At 70.4% G+C, this 14,592-nt stretch carries 12 protein-coding genes and 1 pseudogene; 3 read left to right on the forward strand and 10 right to left on the reverse strand.

Annotation, left to right across the window (positions count from 1 at the left end):
- Positions 1-327: 327 nt before the first annotated feature.
- Positions 328-1,335, reverse strand: coding sequence for a stage II sporulation protein M (locus KUM49_RS42525; RefSeq protein WP_217242301.1), 1,008 nt, complete (start codon positions 1,333-1,335; stop codon positions 328-330).
- A gap of 133 nt (positions 1,336-1,468) precedes the next feature.
- Between KUM49_RS42525 and KUM49_RS42530 the strand changes: the two genes are divergently transcribed.
- Positions 1,469-2,521, forward strand: coding sequence for an RDD family protein (locus KUM49_RS42530; protein ID WP_217242302.1), 1,053 nt, complete (start codon positions 1,469-1,471; stop codon positions 2,519-2,521).
- Between the two features lie 75 nt (positions 2,522-2,596).
- On the opposite strand, the gene KUM49_RS42535 is transcribed toward KUM49_RS42530, so the two are convergent.
- Together KUM49_RS42535 and ahcY are read right to left on the reverse strand one after the other, a co-directional pair.
- Positions 2,597-3,211 carry a hypothetical protein gene (locus KUM49_RS42535; protein ID WP_217242303.1) on the reverse strand — a complete coding sequence of 205 codons (615 nt, stop codon included), beginning with the start codon at positions 3,209-3,211 and terminating at the stop codon, positions 2,597-2,599.
- A gap of 156 nt (positions 3,212-3,367) precedes the next feature.
- A complete protein-coding gene (gene ahcY / locus KUM49_RS42540) occupies positions 3,368-4,825 on the reverse strand; it encodes an adenosylhomocysteinase (RefSeq protein ID WP_217242304.1) in 1,458 nt (485 codons plus the stop codon).
- Between the two features lie 467 nt (positions 4,826-5,292).
- On the opposite strand from ahcY, the gene KUM49_RS42545 reads away from it, so the two are divergent.
- A complete protein-coding gene (locus KUM49_RS42545; protein ID WP_308406997.1) occupies positions 5,293-7,401 on the forward strand; it encodes a fructose-specific PTS transporter subunit EIIC in 2,109 nt (702 codons plus the stop codon).
- Between the two features lie 90 nt (positions 7,402-7,491).
- Here the strand turns inward: KUM49_RS42545 and KUM49_RS42550 are convergent, their stop codons facing one another.
- From KUM49_RS42550 to KUM49_RS42580, 7 genes and pseudogenes are all read right to left on the reverse strand, one after another.
- Complete coding sequence (locus KUM49_RS42550) at positions 7,492-8,472, reverse strand: cation diffusion facilitator family transporter (protein ID WP_217242305.1); 981 nt, start codon at positions 8,470-8,472, stop codon at positions 7,492-7,494.
- Between the two features lie 109 nt (positions 8,473-8,581).
- The gene (manA, locus tag KUM49_RS42555) at positions 8,582-9,733 is read right to left on the reverse strand and encodes a mannose-6-phosphate isomerase, class I (protein ID WP_217242306.1); all 1,152 of its coding nucleotides are present in this window, start codon (positions 9,731-9,733) and stop codon (positions 8,582-8,584) included.
- A gap of 64 nt (positions 9,734-9,797) precedes the next feature.
- Complete coding sequence (locus KUM49_RS42560; RefSeq protein ID WP_217242307.1) at positions 9,798-10,925, reverse strand: SIS domain-containing protein; 1,128 nt, start codon at positions 10,923-10,925, stop codon at positions 9,798-9,800.
- 64 nt (positions 10,926-10,989) lie between these two features.
- Positions 10,990-11,160 (reverse strand): Trm112 family protein, encoded by a 171-nt coding sequence (locus tag KUM49_RS42565; protein ID WP_020940431.1) that lies wholly within the window; start codon positions 11,158-11,160, stop codon positions 10,990-10,992.
- Between the two features lie 143 nt (positions 11,161-11,303).
- Positions 11,304-12,668: a phosphomannomutase/phosphoglucomutase gene (locus KUM49_RS42570; RefSeq protein ID WP_217242308.1), complete on the reverse strand. Its 1,365-nt coding sequence runs from the start codon at positions 12,666-12,668 to the stop codon at positions 11,304-11,306.
- A 131-nt stretch (positions 12,669-12,799) separates the two neighbouring features.
- Positions 12,800-13,234: pseudogene (locus tag KUM49_RS49480) on the reverse strand (L-lactate permease); the annotation flags it as partial.
- A 170-nt stretch (positions 13,235-13,404) separates the two neighbouring features.
- Positions 13,405-13,866 carry a DUF3499 domain-containing protein gene (locus KUM49_RS42580; RefSeq protein WP_217242519.1) on the reverse strand — a complete coding sequence of 154 codons (462 nt, stop codon included), beginning with the start codon at positions 13,864-13,866 and terminating at the stop codon, positions 13,405-13,407.
- Positions 13,867-14,119: 253 nt separating this feature from the next.
- On the opposite strand from KUM49_RS42580, the gene KUM49_RS42585 reads away from it, so the two are divergent.
- Positions 14,120-14,569: a metallopeptidase family protein gene (locus KUM49_RS42585; protein ID WP_217242520.1), complete on the forward strand. Its 450-nt coding sequence runs from the start codon at positions 14,120-14,122 to the stop codon at positions 14,567-14,569.
- Positions 14,570-14,592 lie beyond the last annotated feature (23 nt).

Here is a 14,592-nt window from a genome sequence, read left to right on the forward strand (position 1 = left end):
CTTCGGCCTTGCGTTTCCGACTCTATCAGATCTTTCCGATCCGATTTCCTCGGTGCTTTCCAGGTTCCCGCTCTCGCGTTTCCCTTTCCGGCGGTTCCAACATTATCAGAACTTTTGAGCCGGTCTGACCGGCCGTCGTTTCCGATTCATCGGGAAGGGGCTTCTTCGAAATCAAGGTTTCTAGAAGCAGACAGACACTCACTGTTGCCGAGCCAGATTGCTACCGAGCTCCAGACAACTGTTTGAATCTACCTCCCCGCCAGCTCCGTGTCAACGGCTCTTCCGGGGCGAAGGAGATAGTAGCAGCTCAACGGAGGTGCGCGCACATCAGGCAGCCGTCGGCACGGTGGCGCTGCTCTCGGCTGCCTGGACGTCGCCGGTGTCTCCGGCGCGGACCGCTCGGGCGCCCAGGACATAGACGTACGCGAGGAAGGCCAGTTCAGCGGCGATTCCGATGCCGATGCGGGCCCAGGTGGGCAGGCCTGAAGGGGTGACGAAGCCTTCGATGGCGCCGGAGACGAAGAGGACCAGCGCCAGGCCTATCGCCATGCCCACGGCGGCTCGGCCCTCCTCGGCCAGAGCCGAGCGTCGGGAGCGCGGGCCCGGGTCGATCACCGTCCAGCCGAGGCGCAGTCCTGTGCCGGCCGCGACGAAGACTGCGGTGAGCTCGAGCAGGCCGTGAGGGAGGATGAGGCCGAGGAAGGTGTCGAGGCGCCCCGCTGAGGACATCAGGCCGAACCCGACGCCGATATTGAGCATGTTCTGGAAGAGGATCCACAGGACCGGAAGGCCCAGGAAGACCCCCAGGACCAGGCACATGGCTGCGGCCTGGGCGTTGTTCGTCCAGACCTGAGCTGCGAAGGAGGCCGCAGGGTGGCTTGAGTAGTACGTCTCGTACTGGCCGCCCGGGCGGGTGAGCTCGCGCAGTTCGGTGGGGGCCGCGATCGAGGCCTGTACTTCGGGATGCGTGCCGATCCACCAGCCCAGGAGGGCCGCCACGGCCGTCGACAGAAGCGCTGTGGGTACCCACCAGTGGCGCGACTTGTAGACCGCGGCCGGGAAACCGTGGGTCAGGAAGCGGGTGACGTCGCGCCAAGAGGCGCGGCGGGTTCCTGTGACGGCGCTACGCGCGCGTGCCACCAGTTGGCTGAGCCGACCGGTCAGCTGCGGGTCGGGGGCGCTGGACTGGATCAGGGACAGGTGGGTGGCGGTGCGTTGGTAGAGAGCGACGAGTTCGTCGGCCTCGGCGCCCGTGAGACGGCGCTGACGCCGGAGCAGCGCGTCGAGGCGGTCCCATTCGGCCCGGTGGGCGGTGACGAAGACGTCGAGGTCCATCGGTCTGCCTGCTCCTCGGCTGGTCGTCGGCGGTTCGTCGCGGGGTCAGCTTGTCGTACTGCGGTGCGCCGCGCCCTCAGCTTGGCAGACTGGCGGTTCTCGGGGCAGGCCAGGGGAAGGACGGCGGACTGACGTGAGTGATCTGGTGACGGGCGAGGCGGTGGCGCTTGAGTTGCGCCCCGCGAAGCTGCCCAGCAGAGGGTTGGCGGTACTGATCGATCTGTTCGTGGCCGTGACCGCCTATGTCGTCGTGACCATCGCTCTGGTTGCCGCCACCGCTTCCCTGGACGAGGCGGCGCAGGTCGCGTTGTCGATCGCGGCGTTTCTTCTCGTGCTGGTGGGGGCCCCGATCGCGGTCGAGACGCTCAGCCATGGGCGTTCGCTCGGGAAGCTGGCGTGCGGGCTGCGGGTGGTGCGGGACGACGGTGGGCCGATCCGGTTCCGGCATGCGCTGGTGCGGGGGGCGATCGGTGCGGTCGAGATTCTGATGACGTTCGGGGTCGTCGCCTGTATCGCTTCCCTCGTCTCGGCTCGAGGGCGTCGGCTCGGTGACGTGTTCGCGGGGACTCTGGTCGTACGGGAACGGGTGCCGGCCGCGCGGACAGGCTTCGTTCCCCCGCCTCCGCCCTGGCTGACCGGGCGTTTCTCGGCGCTTGACCTGTCGGCGGTGCCGGACGGCTTGTGGCTGGCGATCCGCCAGTACCTGACGCGGATGCAGCAGTTGGATCCGCAGGTCGGTTGGGCCATGGCGGAGCGGCTCGCCGCTGATCTCACAGCTCGTACGGGAGCTCCGGCGCCGCAGGGCGTGCCGCCGGCCGTGTTTTTGGCGGCGGTGGTGCAGGAGCGGCAGGCGCGGGAGGTTCGCCGCGCCTTCGGCGCTGGTGCGGGGTATCCGGGTGGCTCGCCGGGCGGTGGTGGTGCGCTGGGCGCCGGCGGTGCGCCGCACGTAGCTGGTGCGCCGGGTATGTACGGGCCTCCGGCGGCGCAGCCCTCGGCGGCCGTCGCTCAGCCCGCCCCGTACAGCGCGTGGTCCGCTCCGACAGGGGAGGGGGAAACCGTGGCTCCGGCCCCGAGCAGTCGGGCTGTCGGTGGGACTGCGTCGGTGCGGCCGCCCCAGCCTCAGGAGACGCCACAGCAGACGCCGGCTGCCGATCGGCCCGGCACCGGGTTCGTACCGCCCGCCTGACGGTGGAGAGCAGCGGTTGAGGGTGGCGTGTCGCTCGGTCAGCCGGCCGTCTCGACCTGTGCGGCCAGCCCATGCTCAGGTCGATGCCGACGGCGGGGACTCGAGGTCTTCCAGCTCGATTCCGGGTGCCGCGAGCACCACGTCGCCGGCGATGTGAACGGTGTGCTGCTCGCCCGTGTCCAGGGCTGTGACCTGGTACTCCTCCACGGTCAAAGGGCCGTTGTCAGTGCCGTGTGCTTCTCTTTTCAGCAAGGCCCAGGACTGGTCCACGGTGCGCGGTGCGAGGACCGGGTCCGTGAAGGCGACGAGGCGTACGCGCGTTGCTGTGGCGGAAGGGGTGAGGCGGAGGAGACGGGTGGTGGCGACTAGGAATGCGGGGGATGTGCCGGTGAAGGCGTGGGCGGCGACGTTGCCTTCAGTCGCATGCGTTCCGGACGGGTCCGTGCGGACCCAGGTGACGCCGTCGAGGGCGGCACCGCGGACCTGCCAGCTCGCGGCATGCAGTTCCAGGCGGATGGGGCGGCCGAGTTGGTCGAGGGTGAGGTCGACGGAGCCGCTGTGGTCGCCCGAGGGGGTGGTGAGTTGGGAGACGTAGCGCCAGCCGGAGGGGCCGGGGGCGCAGTGGAAGTGCTCTTCTGCGAGGGGGGTGTGATCGTGCGGATCGTGGAGCGAATAACGGCCGCGGGGCATGGGGGTCCTGGTCGTGGGGCTTGACGGGCTGGTCCGGCCTCGGCGGGCAAAGGGGCAGGCCCCCGACACGGGGGTGCGGGGGCCTGCCTCTGAAAACCTGCTGTTGCGGGAGCGCGTCAGTGCACGGACGTGCTCGCCGCGAGCCGAGGTACGGGCTCAGTAGCGGTAGTGGTCCGACTTGAACGGGCCGTCGACCTCGACGCCGATGTACGCGGCCTGCTCGGGGCGCAGCTGGGTCAGCTTCACGCCCAGCGCGTCCAGGTGGAGGCGGGCGACCTTCTCGTCGAGGTGCTTGGGCAGCACGTAGACGCCGGTCGGGTACTCGTCGGGCTTGGTGAACAGCTCGATCTGGGCCAGGGTCTGGTCCGCGAAGGAGTTGGACATCACGAACGACGGGTGACCGGTGGCGTTGCCCAGGTTCAGCAGGCGGCCCTCGGACAGGACGATGAGCACCTTGCCGTCGGGGAACTTCCAGGTGTGAACCTGCGGCTTGACCTCGTCCTTGACGATGCCGGGGATCTTGGCGAGGCCGGCCATGTCGATCTCGTTGTCGAAGTGGCCGATGTTGCCGATGATCGCCTGGTGCTTCATCTTGGCCATGTCCGAGGCCATGATGATGTCCTTGTTGCCGGTCGTGGTGATGAAGATGTCGGCCTTGTCGACGACCTCGTCGAGGGTCGTGACCTGGTAGCCGTCCATCGCCGCCTGGAGGGCGCAGATCGGGTCGATCTCGGTGATGATGACGCGGGCGCCCTGTCCGCGCAGGGACTCCGCGCAGCCCTTGCCCACGTCGCCGTAGCCGAAGACGACCGCCGTCTTGCCGCCGATGAGGACGTCGGTGGCGCGGTTGATGCCGTCGATCAGGGAGTGGCGGCAGCCGTACTTGTTGTCGAACTTCGACTTGGTGACGGCGTCGTTGACGTTGATCGCCGGGAACAGGAGGGTGCCGTCGCGCTGCATCTCGTACAGGCGGTGGACACCGGTCGTGGTCTCCTCGGTCACGCCGCGGATCTCGGAGGCGACCTGCGTCCACTTCTGCGGGCTCTCAGCCACCGTGCGGGTCAGCAGCTGGAGGAACACCCCGTGCTCCTCGGACTCGGCGGTCTCGACGTCCGGGACCTTGCCGTCCTTCTCGTACTCGACGCCCTTGTGGACGAGCATCGTGGCGTCGCCGCCGTCGTCCAGGATCATGTTCGGGCCGCCAGTGGGGGTGTTCGGCCAGGTCAGCGCCTGCTCCGTGCACCACCAGTACTCCTCCAGGGTCTCGCCCTTCCAGGCGAAGACCGGGACGCCCTGCGGGTTGTCGGGCGTGCCGTTCGGGCCGACGGCGATGGCGGCGGCCGCGTGGTCCTGGGTGGAGAAGATGTTGCAGGAGGCCCATCGGACCTCGGCGCCCAGGGCGGTGAGGGTCTCGATGAGTACCGCGGTCTGGACGGTCATGTGCAGGGAGCCGGTGACACGGGCGCCGGCCAGGGGCTGCGCTTCCGCGTACTCCTTGCGGATCGACATCAGGCCGGGCATCTCGTGCTCGGCGAGGGTGATCTCCTTGCGGCCGAACTCGGCCAGGGAGAGGTCGGCGACCTTGAAGTCCTGTCGGTTTTCGACAGTCGTCATTCGAGCTGCTCCTCGGGATTGGGGCGAGGTGGGTACGGCTGGCCTGCGCGGCGGCGGACACAGGGGTGCCCCGAAGGAGGACACAGCATGCCCGCGTGCGCGCAGCGCAGTCCGTCGGAGGCCCTCTCTCCCTCGGCCGGTCCGCGGTGGGACCGCCCGACCGCCATCAGCAGCGACGTCTGGCTCCCACCCAAGCTACACGGTGAGCCCGGCCGTCCCCAGTCCGCCTCCGAACACATTGCGCCGATCACCGATCGGCGCAGGCGTCGGTGATCGGCTGGCGCAGGGGCGGTAACAGGACACTCACGAAGGGGAGGACAGGAGGCAGCGGACCAGGACAAGGGGTGCTCTCGCGCCTTTGAGCCTGGGTGCGGGTGTTGCAGGATGCCAGGAGATCGGAACCTCTGATCGATCCGGCGGGGCGTCAGGGACGGCGTCTCGCGTGACGAAGGCGTGAGGAGATCGATGTGACCATTCCGGCCGGCCCTCCCCCCACGGGCAGCGGCGATGGCGAGCGCGGGCGGCTGAAGCTGCTCGCGGTGACCGCGTGCCCGACTGGCATCGCGCACACGTACATGGCGGCGGAGAAACTCGCCCAGGCCGCCGAGAGCCGCGGTATCGACATGAAGGTGGAGACGCAGGGATCCATCGGGGCTGAAAACGTACTCGATGACAACGATGTCAATCATGCGGACGGTGTCATCGTCGCCGCGGACAAGGATGTGGACCTGAGCCGTTTCGTGGGCAAGCGGGTCCTCACCGTCGGCGTGGCGGAGGGCATTCGCCACCCCGAGCGGCTGATCGAGCGGGTGCGGTCGGCGCCGGTTCACACCGGGGGTGATCCGGTCAGGCCTGCCTCCCAGGAAGGCGGCAAGGAGCGGAGTGTCGCGTACAAGGCGCTGATGAACGGGGTCAGTTACATGATCCCATTCGTGGTGGTCGGCGGGTTGCTGATCGCCGTCTCGCTGTCGCTCGGCGGGCACACCGACCCCTCCGGGGGCCTCGTCATCCCGGAGGACTCCTTCTGGATGGACGTGAACAACATCGGCGTCATCGGCTTCACGCTGATGGTGCCGATCCTGTCCGGATACATCGCCTACGCCATCGGGGACCGGCCCGCGCTCGTGCCGGGCATGATCGGTGGCTGGATCGCCAACACGGGGTCGCTGTACGACTCGAAGGCGGGCGCCGGTTTCATCGGGGCGATCGTGACCGGGTTCCTCGCCGGGTATCTGGTGCTGTGGATCAAGAAGGTCAAGGTCCCGAAGTTCGTGCAGCCGATCATGCCGATCATCGTGATCCCGATCGTGGCGACCACGACGCTCGGGCTGTTCTTCGTCTACGTCATCGGGAAGCCGATCTCGTGGGTGTTCGAGCACCTGACCGACTGGCTCAGCGGGATGACGGGCACGAGCGCGATCCTGCTCGGCGCGATTCTCGGCCTCATGATCGCCTTCGACATGGGCGGACCGGTCAACAAGACGGCGTTCCTCTTCGGCTCCGGGCTCATCGCGACCGGCAACCAGACGGTCATGGGCATGTGCGCGGCAGCGATCCCGGTCATGCCGCTGGGCCAGGGGCTGGCCACACTGATACGGAAGCGGCTGTACACCGAGCAGGAGCGCGAGACCGGCCTGGCCTCGCTGTTCATGGGCTGCTTCGGCATCTCCGAGGGTGCGATCCCGTTCGCGGCGGCGCGGCCCGCACAGGTCATCCCGGCCAACATGCTGGGCGGCGCGGTGGCCGGTGCGGTCGCCGGGGTCGCCGGTGTGGAGGACGCGGTGCCGCACGGCGGACCGGTCGTCGCGGTGCTGGGCGCGGTGAGCGGCGTGCCGATGTTCTTCGTGGCTGTGGTGATCGGCACGATGGTCACCGCGCTGACGACGGTCACGCTTGTCGACATCAGCGAGCGGAAGCGGCGAGGTGCGGCGGTCGCCGGCGGAGGTGCGCCGGGGGCCGAGCCCGCGCTGGTCGGGGCGGGCGTCGATCCCGCCGTATCGCAGCAGGCCATGACCGGGGCCGCTGCCACTGGCGTGAGCGCCTCCGCCGGGGAGGCAGCGGGGACCGCGGGGAAGGCAGGGGCCGCGCCGCCCGCAGCCGACGACCCCGACGGCGGCGGCCCGGTCCTCTCCGGCTACCTCACCGGGCGGACCGTGAAGGTCTCGCTCGACGCGCGTGACAAGGAGGCCGCCGTCCGGGAGATGGCAGGTCTGCTCGCGCGGAGCGGCAAGGTGGCGGACGGGGACGAGCTGGTGCGGACGGCGTTGCGGCGCGAGGAGCAGGGCACGACCGGGCTGGGCGAGGAGATCGCGATTCCGCATGCCAAGACGGACGCGGTGACCGCGCCCGTGGTCGGGTTCGCGCGGTCCGTCGAGGGGGTCGAGTGGGGTTCCCTGGACGGGACGAAGGCGAAGCTGGTCTTCATGATCGCCGTGCCGGAGGCGGACGCGAGTGACGAGCATCTGCGGATTCTGGCGCTGCTGTCACGGAAGTTGATGGACGCCGGGTTCCGTGCGCGGCTGACGGCGGCCGCCGATGAGGCGGCCGTTCTCGGCGTGCTCGGCGAGATCCGGTAAACGCGCGGCGGGGTCCACCGAGCGACTCGGTGGACCCCGCTACGGACGAGACCGCCGTACGAGATGTCCGTACGGGAAAGACGTTCGGAATCAGTGGCCGGCGTCGTGCGGCGTCGGGCCGCCTGGGGCGGCCTCGCGGTCGGCGCCCTTGGCGGCCTCGGTCTCGCTGTAGATGTCCGGTTCGAGGTAGATGACGCGGGCGATCGGGACGGCCGCGCGGATGCGGGACTCGGCGGCGTTGATGGCGGCGGCGATCTCGGTGGCCGTGTCGTCGTGCTGTACGGCGATCTTGGCGGCGACCAGCAGTTCCTCGGGGCCGAGGTGGAGGGTGCGCATGTGGATGATGCCGGTGACGGTGTCGCCGTCGACGATGGCCGCCTCGATCCTGTGGACGTCCTCGATGCCCGCGGACTCACCGAGCAGCAGGGACTTGGTCTCGGCGGCCAGGATCAGCGCGATCAGGATCAGGAGGACACCGATGCACAGGGTGCCGATGCCGTCCCAGACGCCGTCGCCGGTCGCCAGGGCCAGGCTCACACCGACGAGGGCCAGGATCAGGCCGACGAGGGCGCCCAGGTCCTCAAGGAGGACCACGGGCAGTTCAGGAGCCTTGGCATGGCGGACGAAGTCCTTCCACGACCTCCCGGCCCGCAGCGGGTTGGACTCCTTGATGGCCGTCCGGAAGGAGAACGTCTCCGCGATGATCGCGAACACGAGGACGCCCACCGGCCAGTACCAGTGCTCGATCTCGTGCGGGTCCTTGATCTTCTCGTAGCCCTCGTAGATCGCGAACATGCCACCGACCGAGAAGAGCACGATCGAGACGAGGAAGGCGTAGATGTACCGCTCGCGGCCGTAGCCGAAGGGGTGTTGCGGCGTGGCCTCGCGCTGGGCCTTCTTGCCGCCGACGAGCAGCAGGGCCTGGTTGCCGGAGTCCGCGAGTGAGTGCACGGACTCGGCGAGCATCGATGACGATCCACTGAAGAGGAACGCCACGAACTTCGCTACCGCGATCGCGAGGTTGGCGGCGAGTGCCGCCACGATCGCCTTGGTGCCGCCTGACGCGCTCATGTGTTCGCGTTGTCCCTTCGTACGCCGTCCCGGGCTTTGCCCGTCCTTTGCGGTGGGCCATTGTTGCAGCCCGGCAGGACGGTGGCGCGCCAGGGCGCCAAGTGGTCGTTCAGACGATGACGGTCGCCCGGAAGACCGTGCCGGTCCCGGACACCTCTGTGTGTTCTCCCGCCGGTACGAACACGGACTGGCCCGGGGCGAGTTTCGTATCGCCGGCGCGGACCGTGCCCGCCGTGCACAGCAGGATCTGCGGGGTCGCGCGGGTGAGGTCGCGGCCGGTGGCGCCCTCGGGGAGGACGTACCGGGAGAGCCGGAACTCGTCGATCGGGGTCGCGTAGACCTCCTCGCCGTCGGGGGACGCCTCCGGGCGCAGCACGCCCGGGTCACCGGCCTCGAAGCGGACGACGCGCAGGAGTTCGGGGACGTCGACGTGCTTGGGGGTCAGGCCGCAGCGCAGGACGTTGTCGGAGTTGGCCATGATCTCGACGCCGAGGCCGCTCAGGTAGGCGTGCGGGATGCCGGCGCCGAGGAACAGGGCCTCGCCCGGCTGGAGTCGGACGTGGTTGAGGAGCATCGCGGCGATGACGCCGGGGTCGCCCGGGTAGTGGTGGGCGATGTCCGCGTAGGACGCGTGGTCGCCGCCGAGTCGGGTGCAGGCGGTCGCGGCCTCGGCGACCGTGCGGGCCATCTCCTCGGGGTCCGCGGTCAGGACCGCTGTGAGGACCTCGCGCAGGGCGGCCTCCTCCGGGTGGGCGTGCAGCAGGTCGACGTACGGCTTGAGGGAGTCGACGCCGAGCTGGTCGAGGAGGTCGGCGGCCTGCGCCGGGTCGCGGAAGCCGCACAGTCCGTCGAACTCGGTGAGCGCGCAGATGAGTTCGGGCTTGTGGTTGGCGTCCTTGTAGTTGCGGTGCCCGGCGTCCACGGGGATGTTGCGGCGCTCTTCGTCCTCGTAACCCTCCTTCGCCTGGGCGAGGTTGGGGTGCACCTGGAGGGAGAGCGGGGCGCCGGCGGCGAGGATTTTGAGGAGGAAGGGCAGGCGGGGGCCGAACTTGGCTACGGCCTTCTCGCCCAGTTCCCGTTCCGGGGCCGCCTCGATGACGTCGACGAGCGTGCCGCGGGCGGTGCGCGAGGGGGCACCCGGGTGGGCGCCCATCCACATCTCCGCCTGCGGTTCGCCGGTCGGCTCGGTGCCGAGCAGCTTCGGGATCGCTGTGGTGGAACCCCAGGCGTAGGGGCGGACGGTGTTGTCGAGGCGGTCCATGCTGTGTCTCTGTCTCCGTACGTACGCTGCTCGGCGGGCTCTGGTCGGAAGGCGCGGGACCAGATCAGGCCCTTGAGGCGAGCGCCAGGTAAACGGCGGCGAAATCCGTGACGGCGATCAGTTCCGCGAGGGTCTCCAGTTCGCCACCGGTCTCCGGCTCCAGTTCGCTGATCGGCGTGTCGTGGCCGAGGGCCAGGTCGCGGGCGGCGGGGGCGGCGGTGAGGCCGCCGATCGGGCGGTCGCGGAGCAGCACCACGCGCGCGTGCAGGGCGGGCGGCTCATCGACGCGGTCGCGGAAGAAGTCGTTGGGGTCGGCGCTCGCGGCGAGCCGGCCCGCGAGCAGGGCGCTGTGCGCGGCGAGTGCCTCGGGCAGTTCGGCGACGACGGCCGGGGCGCCGGAGAGTTCGGCGAGGGCGGCGGCGAAGCGACGGCCGGCGGGGCCCGCGGAGGTGCCCTCGGTCCAGATGACCGGGAGGGCGTCTGCGAGTTCGGCGGCCAGGGTCTTGGCCGGGTTGCTGTAGGTGGCGATGGCGGGCCCGCAGCGCTCGGCGATCTGGTCGAGGCGGTCGGCGACCTTCCCCAGGGCGTCGGGCGGGGCGGTCAGCAGGCCGGTGCGGTCCAGGAGCGCGAGCAGCGGCGTGAGCAGCGCCCACAGCACGCCGGGGGCGGACGCGGCGAGGGGTTCGTCCTGGTCGTACGGGGCGGTCGCCATCGGTACGAACAGGCCGTGGGCGCCGTCGATCGCCTCGGCGAGCGGCGAGTGGGACGGGGCCACGGCGACGACGCTGCAGCCTCGGCGGTAGGCCTGTTCGGCGAGCAGGGACAGGCCCGGCTCGCTGCCGTCGGGGGTCGCGATCAGCAGCAGGTCCACGGAGCCGGCCCAGCCGGGCAACTCCCAGCGCATGGCGCCCGCCGCGGGGGCGACGCCGGTGGGGGCCAGTCGGGTGACGGGGCTGCCGGCGCCGGCGAGCGTGCCGAGGAGGTCGGCGGCGTGGGTGGCGGCGGCACCGGGGCCCGCGATGAGGACTGCGCGGGGGCGGCCGTCGGGTTTGAGGTCGCCCACGCCGGCCTCGGCGGCGTGGCGGGCGGCGGTGCGGACGCGGGCGCCGGCTTCGGCGGCGCCACGGAGCAGGCCGCGGTGGTCGGCCTCCGAGAGTGCCTCGGGGTTGTCGAGCAGCGATTCGTCGAGCATGGGCGGGCAGCCTCCGGTCGCCGGGTCGTCGGTTTCGCGGGTCTCCGGGTCGCCAGGTCGTCGCTTACGCGGGGCGGCGGGCCTCGTCGACGAGGAGGACGGGGATGCCGTCGCGGACGGGGTACGCCAGGCCGCAGTCCTGGCCGGTGCAGATCAGCTCGGCGTCCTGCTCCTTGAGGGGGGCGTGACAGGCCGGGCAGGCGAGGATCTCCAGGAGGCCGGCTTCGAGCGGCATGGGGTTTTCCCTTCGGGGGCGGGGTCGCGTGCGCTTGCTTGTGCGGATGTGCCTGGTCAGCGTACCGCCGGTGGGGGTGGGGCGGTGGGGTTCGGCCGGGCGGGGTGCCGCCGTGCACGTCACGGGGGCACCCCTGCCGACGGTCAGTCCCGGATGATGCCCAGCACCTCGTCCCGTACCTTCGCCATCGTCGCCTCGTCCCTCGCCTCGGCGTTCAGGCGCAGGAGAGGCTCCGTGTTGGAGGCGCGGACGTTGAACCACCAGTCGGCGGCGGTGACGGTGAGGCCGTCGAGTTCGTCCAGGATGACGTCCTCCTGGCTCTCGTACGCGGCCTTGACGGCGGTCAGGCGGCCGGTCTGGTCGTCGACCGTGGAGTTGATCTCGCCGGAGCCGGTGTAGCGGTCGTACTGAGCGACGAGGGCGGAGAGGGTGCCGTCCTGGCCGCCGAGGGCGGCGAGGACGTGCAGGGCGGCGAGCATGCCCGTGTCGGCGTTCCAGAAGTCCGCGAAGTAGTAGTGCGCGGAGTGCTCGCCGCCGAAGATCGCGCCGGTCCTGGCCATCTCGGCCTTGATGAAGGAGTGGCCCACGCGCGTGCGTACCGGTGTGCCGCCGTTCTCCTTGACGACCTCCGGCACCGACCAGGACGTGATCAGGTTGTGGATGACGATGCCCTTGCCGCCGTGCCGGGCGAGTTCACGGGAGGCCACCAGGGCCGTGATCGCGGACGGGGAGACGGGGTCGCCCTGCTCGTCGACGACGAAGCAGCGGTCCGCGTCGCCGTCGAAGGCGATGCCGAGGTCGGCGCCCTCCTCGCGGACACGCTGTTGCAGGTCCACGAGGTTGGCCGGGTCGAGGGGGTTGGCCTCGTGGTTGGGGAAGGTGCCGTCCAGCTCGAAGTACATCGGCACGAGGTCCAGGGGCAGGCCCTCGAATACCGTCGGGACGGTGTGGCCGCCCATGCCGTTGCCCGCGTCGACGACGACCTTCAGGGGGCGGATGGAGGTCAGGTCGACGAGGGAGCGGAGGTGGGCCGCGTAGTCCGCCAGTGTGTCCTGGCGGGTGATCGTGCCGGTCGTGGCCGCGGGGACCGGGGCCTCCGACTCGCTCCACCGTTCGACGAGTTCGCGGATCTCGGTGAGGCCCGTGTCCTGGCCGACCGGGGCGGCGCCCGCGCGGCACATCTTGATGCCGTTGTACTGGGCCGGGTTGTGCGAGGCCGTGAACATGGCGCCCGGCAGGTTCAGCGCGCCGGAGGCGTAGTACAGCTGGTCGGTCGAGCACAGGCCGATCTCGGTGACGTGCACGCCTTGGGCCGCTGCCCCGCGCGCGAAGGCGGCCGACAGCCCGGGCGACGAGGGCCGCATGTCGTGCCCTGTCACGATCGCGCTCGCGCCGGTCACCTGGACGAACGCGGCCCCGAAGAGTTCGGCGAGGGGCTCGTCCCACTGGTCCGGAACGACCCCCCGCACGTCGTACGCCTTCACGAGCTGGGAGAGATCAGCGGCCACGGCCACCCCTTCTGAAAGTCCTCTGGTCACCACAAACTACTCGCACCCGCGGACAGGGAGCCGTGCGGTAGCCGAGTGGACTCCGAGCCGTAACCTCAGGTCAGAAGCGGAACGGGGCGGTCAGGGCGGGCCCTTGCACGCAGCACGACCGGCGTGCCCCTGGCGCCGAAGGCGGCCGGTGCGGTGTGCGCGACCGGGCTCAGGCCTCCAGGAGGGCCCCGAAGCAGAAGGCGACGACGAGGGCCTGTTGCGCGGGTCGTCGGAGAGCCGTCCGAAGGAGCGGCGCTGGGTGTCGAAGTGCCGGGTGCGGACCGTCATCCGTACACCCAGGGGGCGTTGACGACGAGCCACAGGATGAGGAAGACGCCGAAGACGCGGCGACACCGGCCCCAAGTCCTGCTGCCCGGCGCCCTGGGCGGCTCTGGAGACGGCCTGACCCAGCGGCGTGCCCGCAGGCAAGCCAGGCGACCGGCGTGGCTGCCAGAGCCCCGTGAGGCCTGCCAGGTGCGCCTTCACGGGGACACCGCCGAGCAGGACGAGGTCGATCACGAGGGGAGGGCCTCCATCAGGGCGGACAAGCCGAGCGAGTCGGCGACCGGTTGAGGTTCCTGGACGACACGCGGAAAGCGATTTCTCGTATCGGCGTAGACGGCATGGCCGCGTCGGCGCCAACCGCCCGTTCAGCGGGAGGGCATCACACGATGAAACCTCTTTCGCAAGAACGGGGCGGAGAAGGTCAGTTGTCCGGGGAACGCAGCACCCGGAGATGACCGCGGCGCGCGACCTCCATCGGGTCGGCCCCGCGTCCCCCGCCGCCGCCGGCCGCCCGCTCCTGCGGACGGGCCGCCTCGCGTACGGCGTTGGCAAGCGCTTCCAGGTCGTCACCGCTGGGCCGGGCGGGGGCCGAGGCGTCGAGGAGCCGGACGACCTCCCAGCCACGCGGGGCGGTGAGGCGCTCGGAGTGCTCGGCGCACAGGTCGTAGCAGTGGGGCTCGGCGTAGGTGGCGAGCGGGCCGAGGACCGCGGTCGAGTCGGCGTAGACGTACGTCAGCGTCGCGACGGCGGGACGGCCGCAAGCGGTGCGCGAACAGCGACGTACAGGGCTCACGACGTTGGACGGTACCGCACTCTTGAGCGGGCCGCGACGACTCCCCCTCAGGTCACTCCACCGTGTCGCGTTGTGAAACGCCCCACACATCACTCCGGGCACACCGGCCTGACCTGCATGGACAGAGGCGACCGAGAGACCGAGCGGTTCTGAAAGCGGTCACCACTTGGCACAAACCATGGCAATTGCCTTGCGGACGACGGTCTCGGGGAGACATGGAATCGAGCCCAACCTTGGCTTGAATGGTCAACTGCCGACGTGCCGTACAGGACTGACGCCCAGGGCCCATGATGCCGCGTGGGGCGGGGCGTGCGGCCCGGGCGGGGACTACGCTTCACCAGTGATGGACAACCCCGTACCGCCCCGTGCCGCCGACCCCGGGCCCCGCCGTCGTGATCGACACGGCCGGGGCATGCGCGGGCCGATCGCGCCCCCGCAGGTGCCGCTGGCGGCAAGCCGTGCCGAGGTGTTCGCGGATCTGGTGCAGGACTCCGTGGAGCGTCTGGAGCGGCGGTGGCCGCAGCTCGCCGACATCGACTTCCTGGTGCTCGAGGTACCTCAGCTGGACGCGCCCGGCGAGGGTTGGAGCGACGAGACGGTCCCCTTGGGCGGCACCATCGCCTCCCGCGAGGGACGGCCCGCTCGGGTGATCGTCTATCGGCGCCCGGTGGAGATCCGCACGAAAGGGCGGGACGAGCGCGCAGCCCTGGTGCACGAGATCGTGGTCGAGCAGGTCGCCGAGTTGCTGGGGCTGACTCCGGAGACCGTGGATCCGCGGTACGGCGAGGACTGACCGCCCGCGGATCGCGCGCCCGG

This window comes from Streptomyces sp. AC555_RSS877 (genome assembly GCF_019049245.1).
Lineage (GTDB): Bacteria > Actinomycetota > Actinomycetes > Streptomycetales > Streptomycetaceae > Streptomyces.

Excerpts from the sequence above, each read along its gene's own strand:
- KUM49_RS42535 (WP_217242303.1), bottom strand. The coding sequence starts at position 3,211 with ATGCCCCGCGGCCGTTATTCGCTCCACGATCCGCACGATCACACCCCC.
- KUM49_RS42585 (WP_217242520.1), top strand. The coding sequence starts at position 14,120 with ATGGACAACCCCGTACCGCCCCGTGCCGCCGACCCCGGGCCCCGCCGT.
- KUM49_RS42550 (WP_217242305.1), bottom strand. The coding sequence starts at position 8,472 with ATGAGCGCGTCAGGCGGCACCAAGGCGATCGTGGCGGCACTCGCCGCC.
- KUM49_RS42580 (WP_217242519.1), bottom strand. The coding sequence starts at position 13,866 with ATGTGTGGGGCGTTTCACAACGCGACACGGTGGAGTGACCTGAGGGGG.
- manA (WP_217242306.1), bottom strand. The coding sequence starts at position 9,733 with ATGGACCGCCTCGACAACACCGTCCGCCCCTACGCCTGGGGTTCCACC.
- ahcY (WP_217242304.1), bottom strand. The coding sequence starts at position 4,825 with ATGACGACTGTCGAAAACCGACAGGACTTCAAGGTCGCCGACCTCTCC.
- KUM49_RS42565 (WP_020940431.1), bottom strand. The coding sequence starts at position 11,160 with ATGCCGCTCGAAGCCGGCCTCCTGGAGATCCTCGCCTGCCCGGCCTGT.
- KUM49_RS42525 (WP_217242301.1), bottom strand. The coding sequence starts at position 1,335 with ATGGACCTCGACGTCTTCGTCACCGCCCACCGGGCCGAATGGGACCGC.
- KUM49_RS42560 (WP_217242307.1), bottom strand. The coding sequence starts at position 10,925 with ATGCTCGACGAATCGCTGCTCGACAACCCCGAGGCACTCTCGGAGGCC.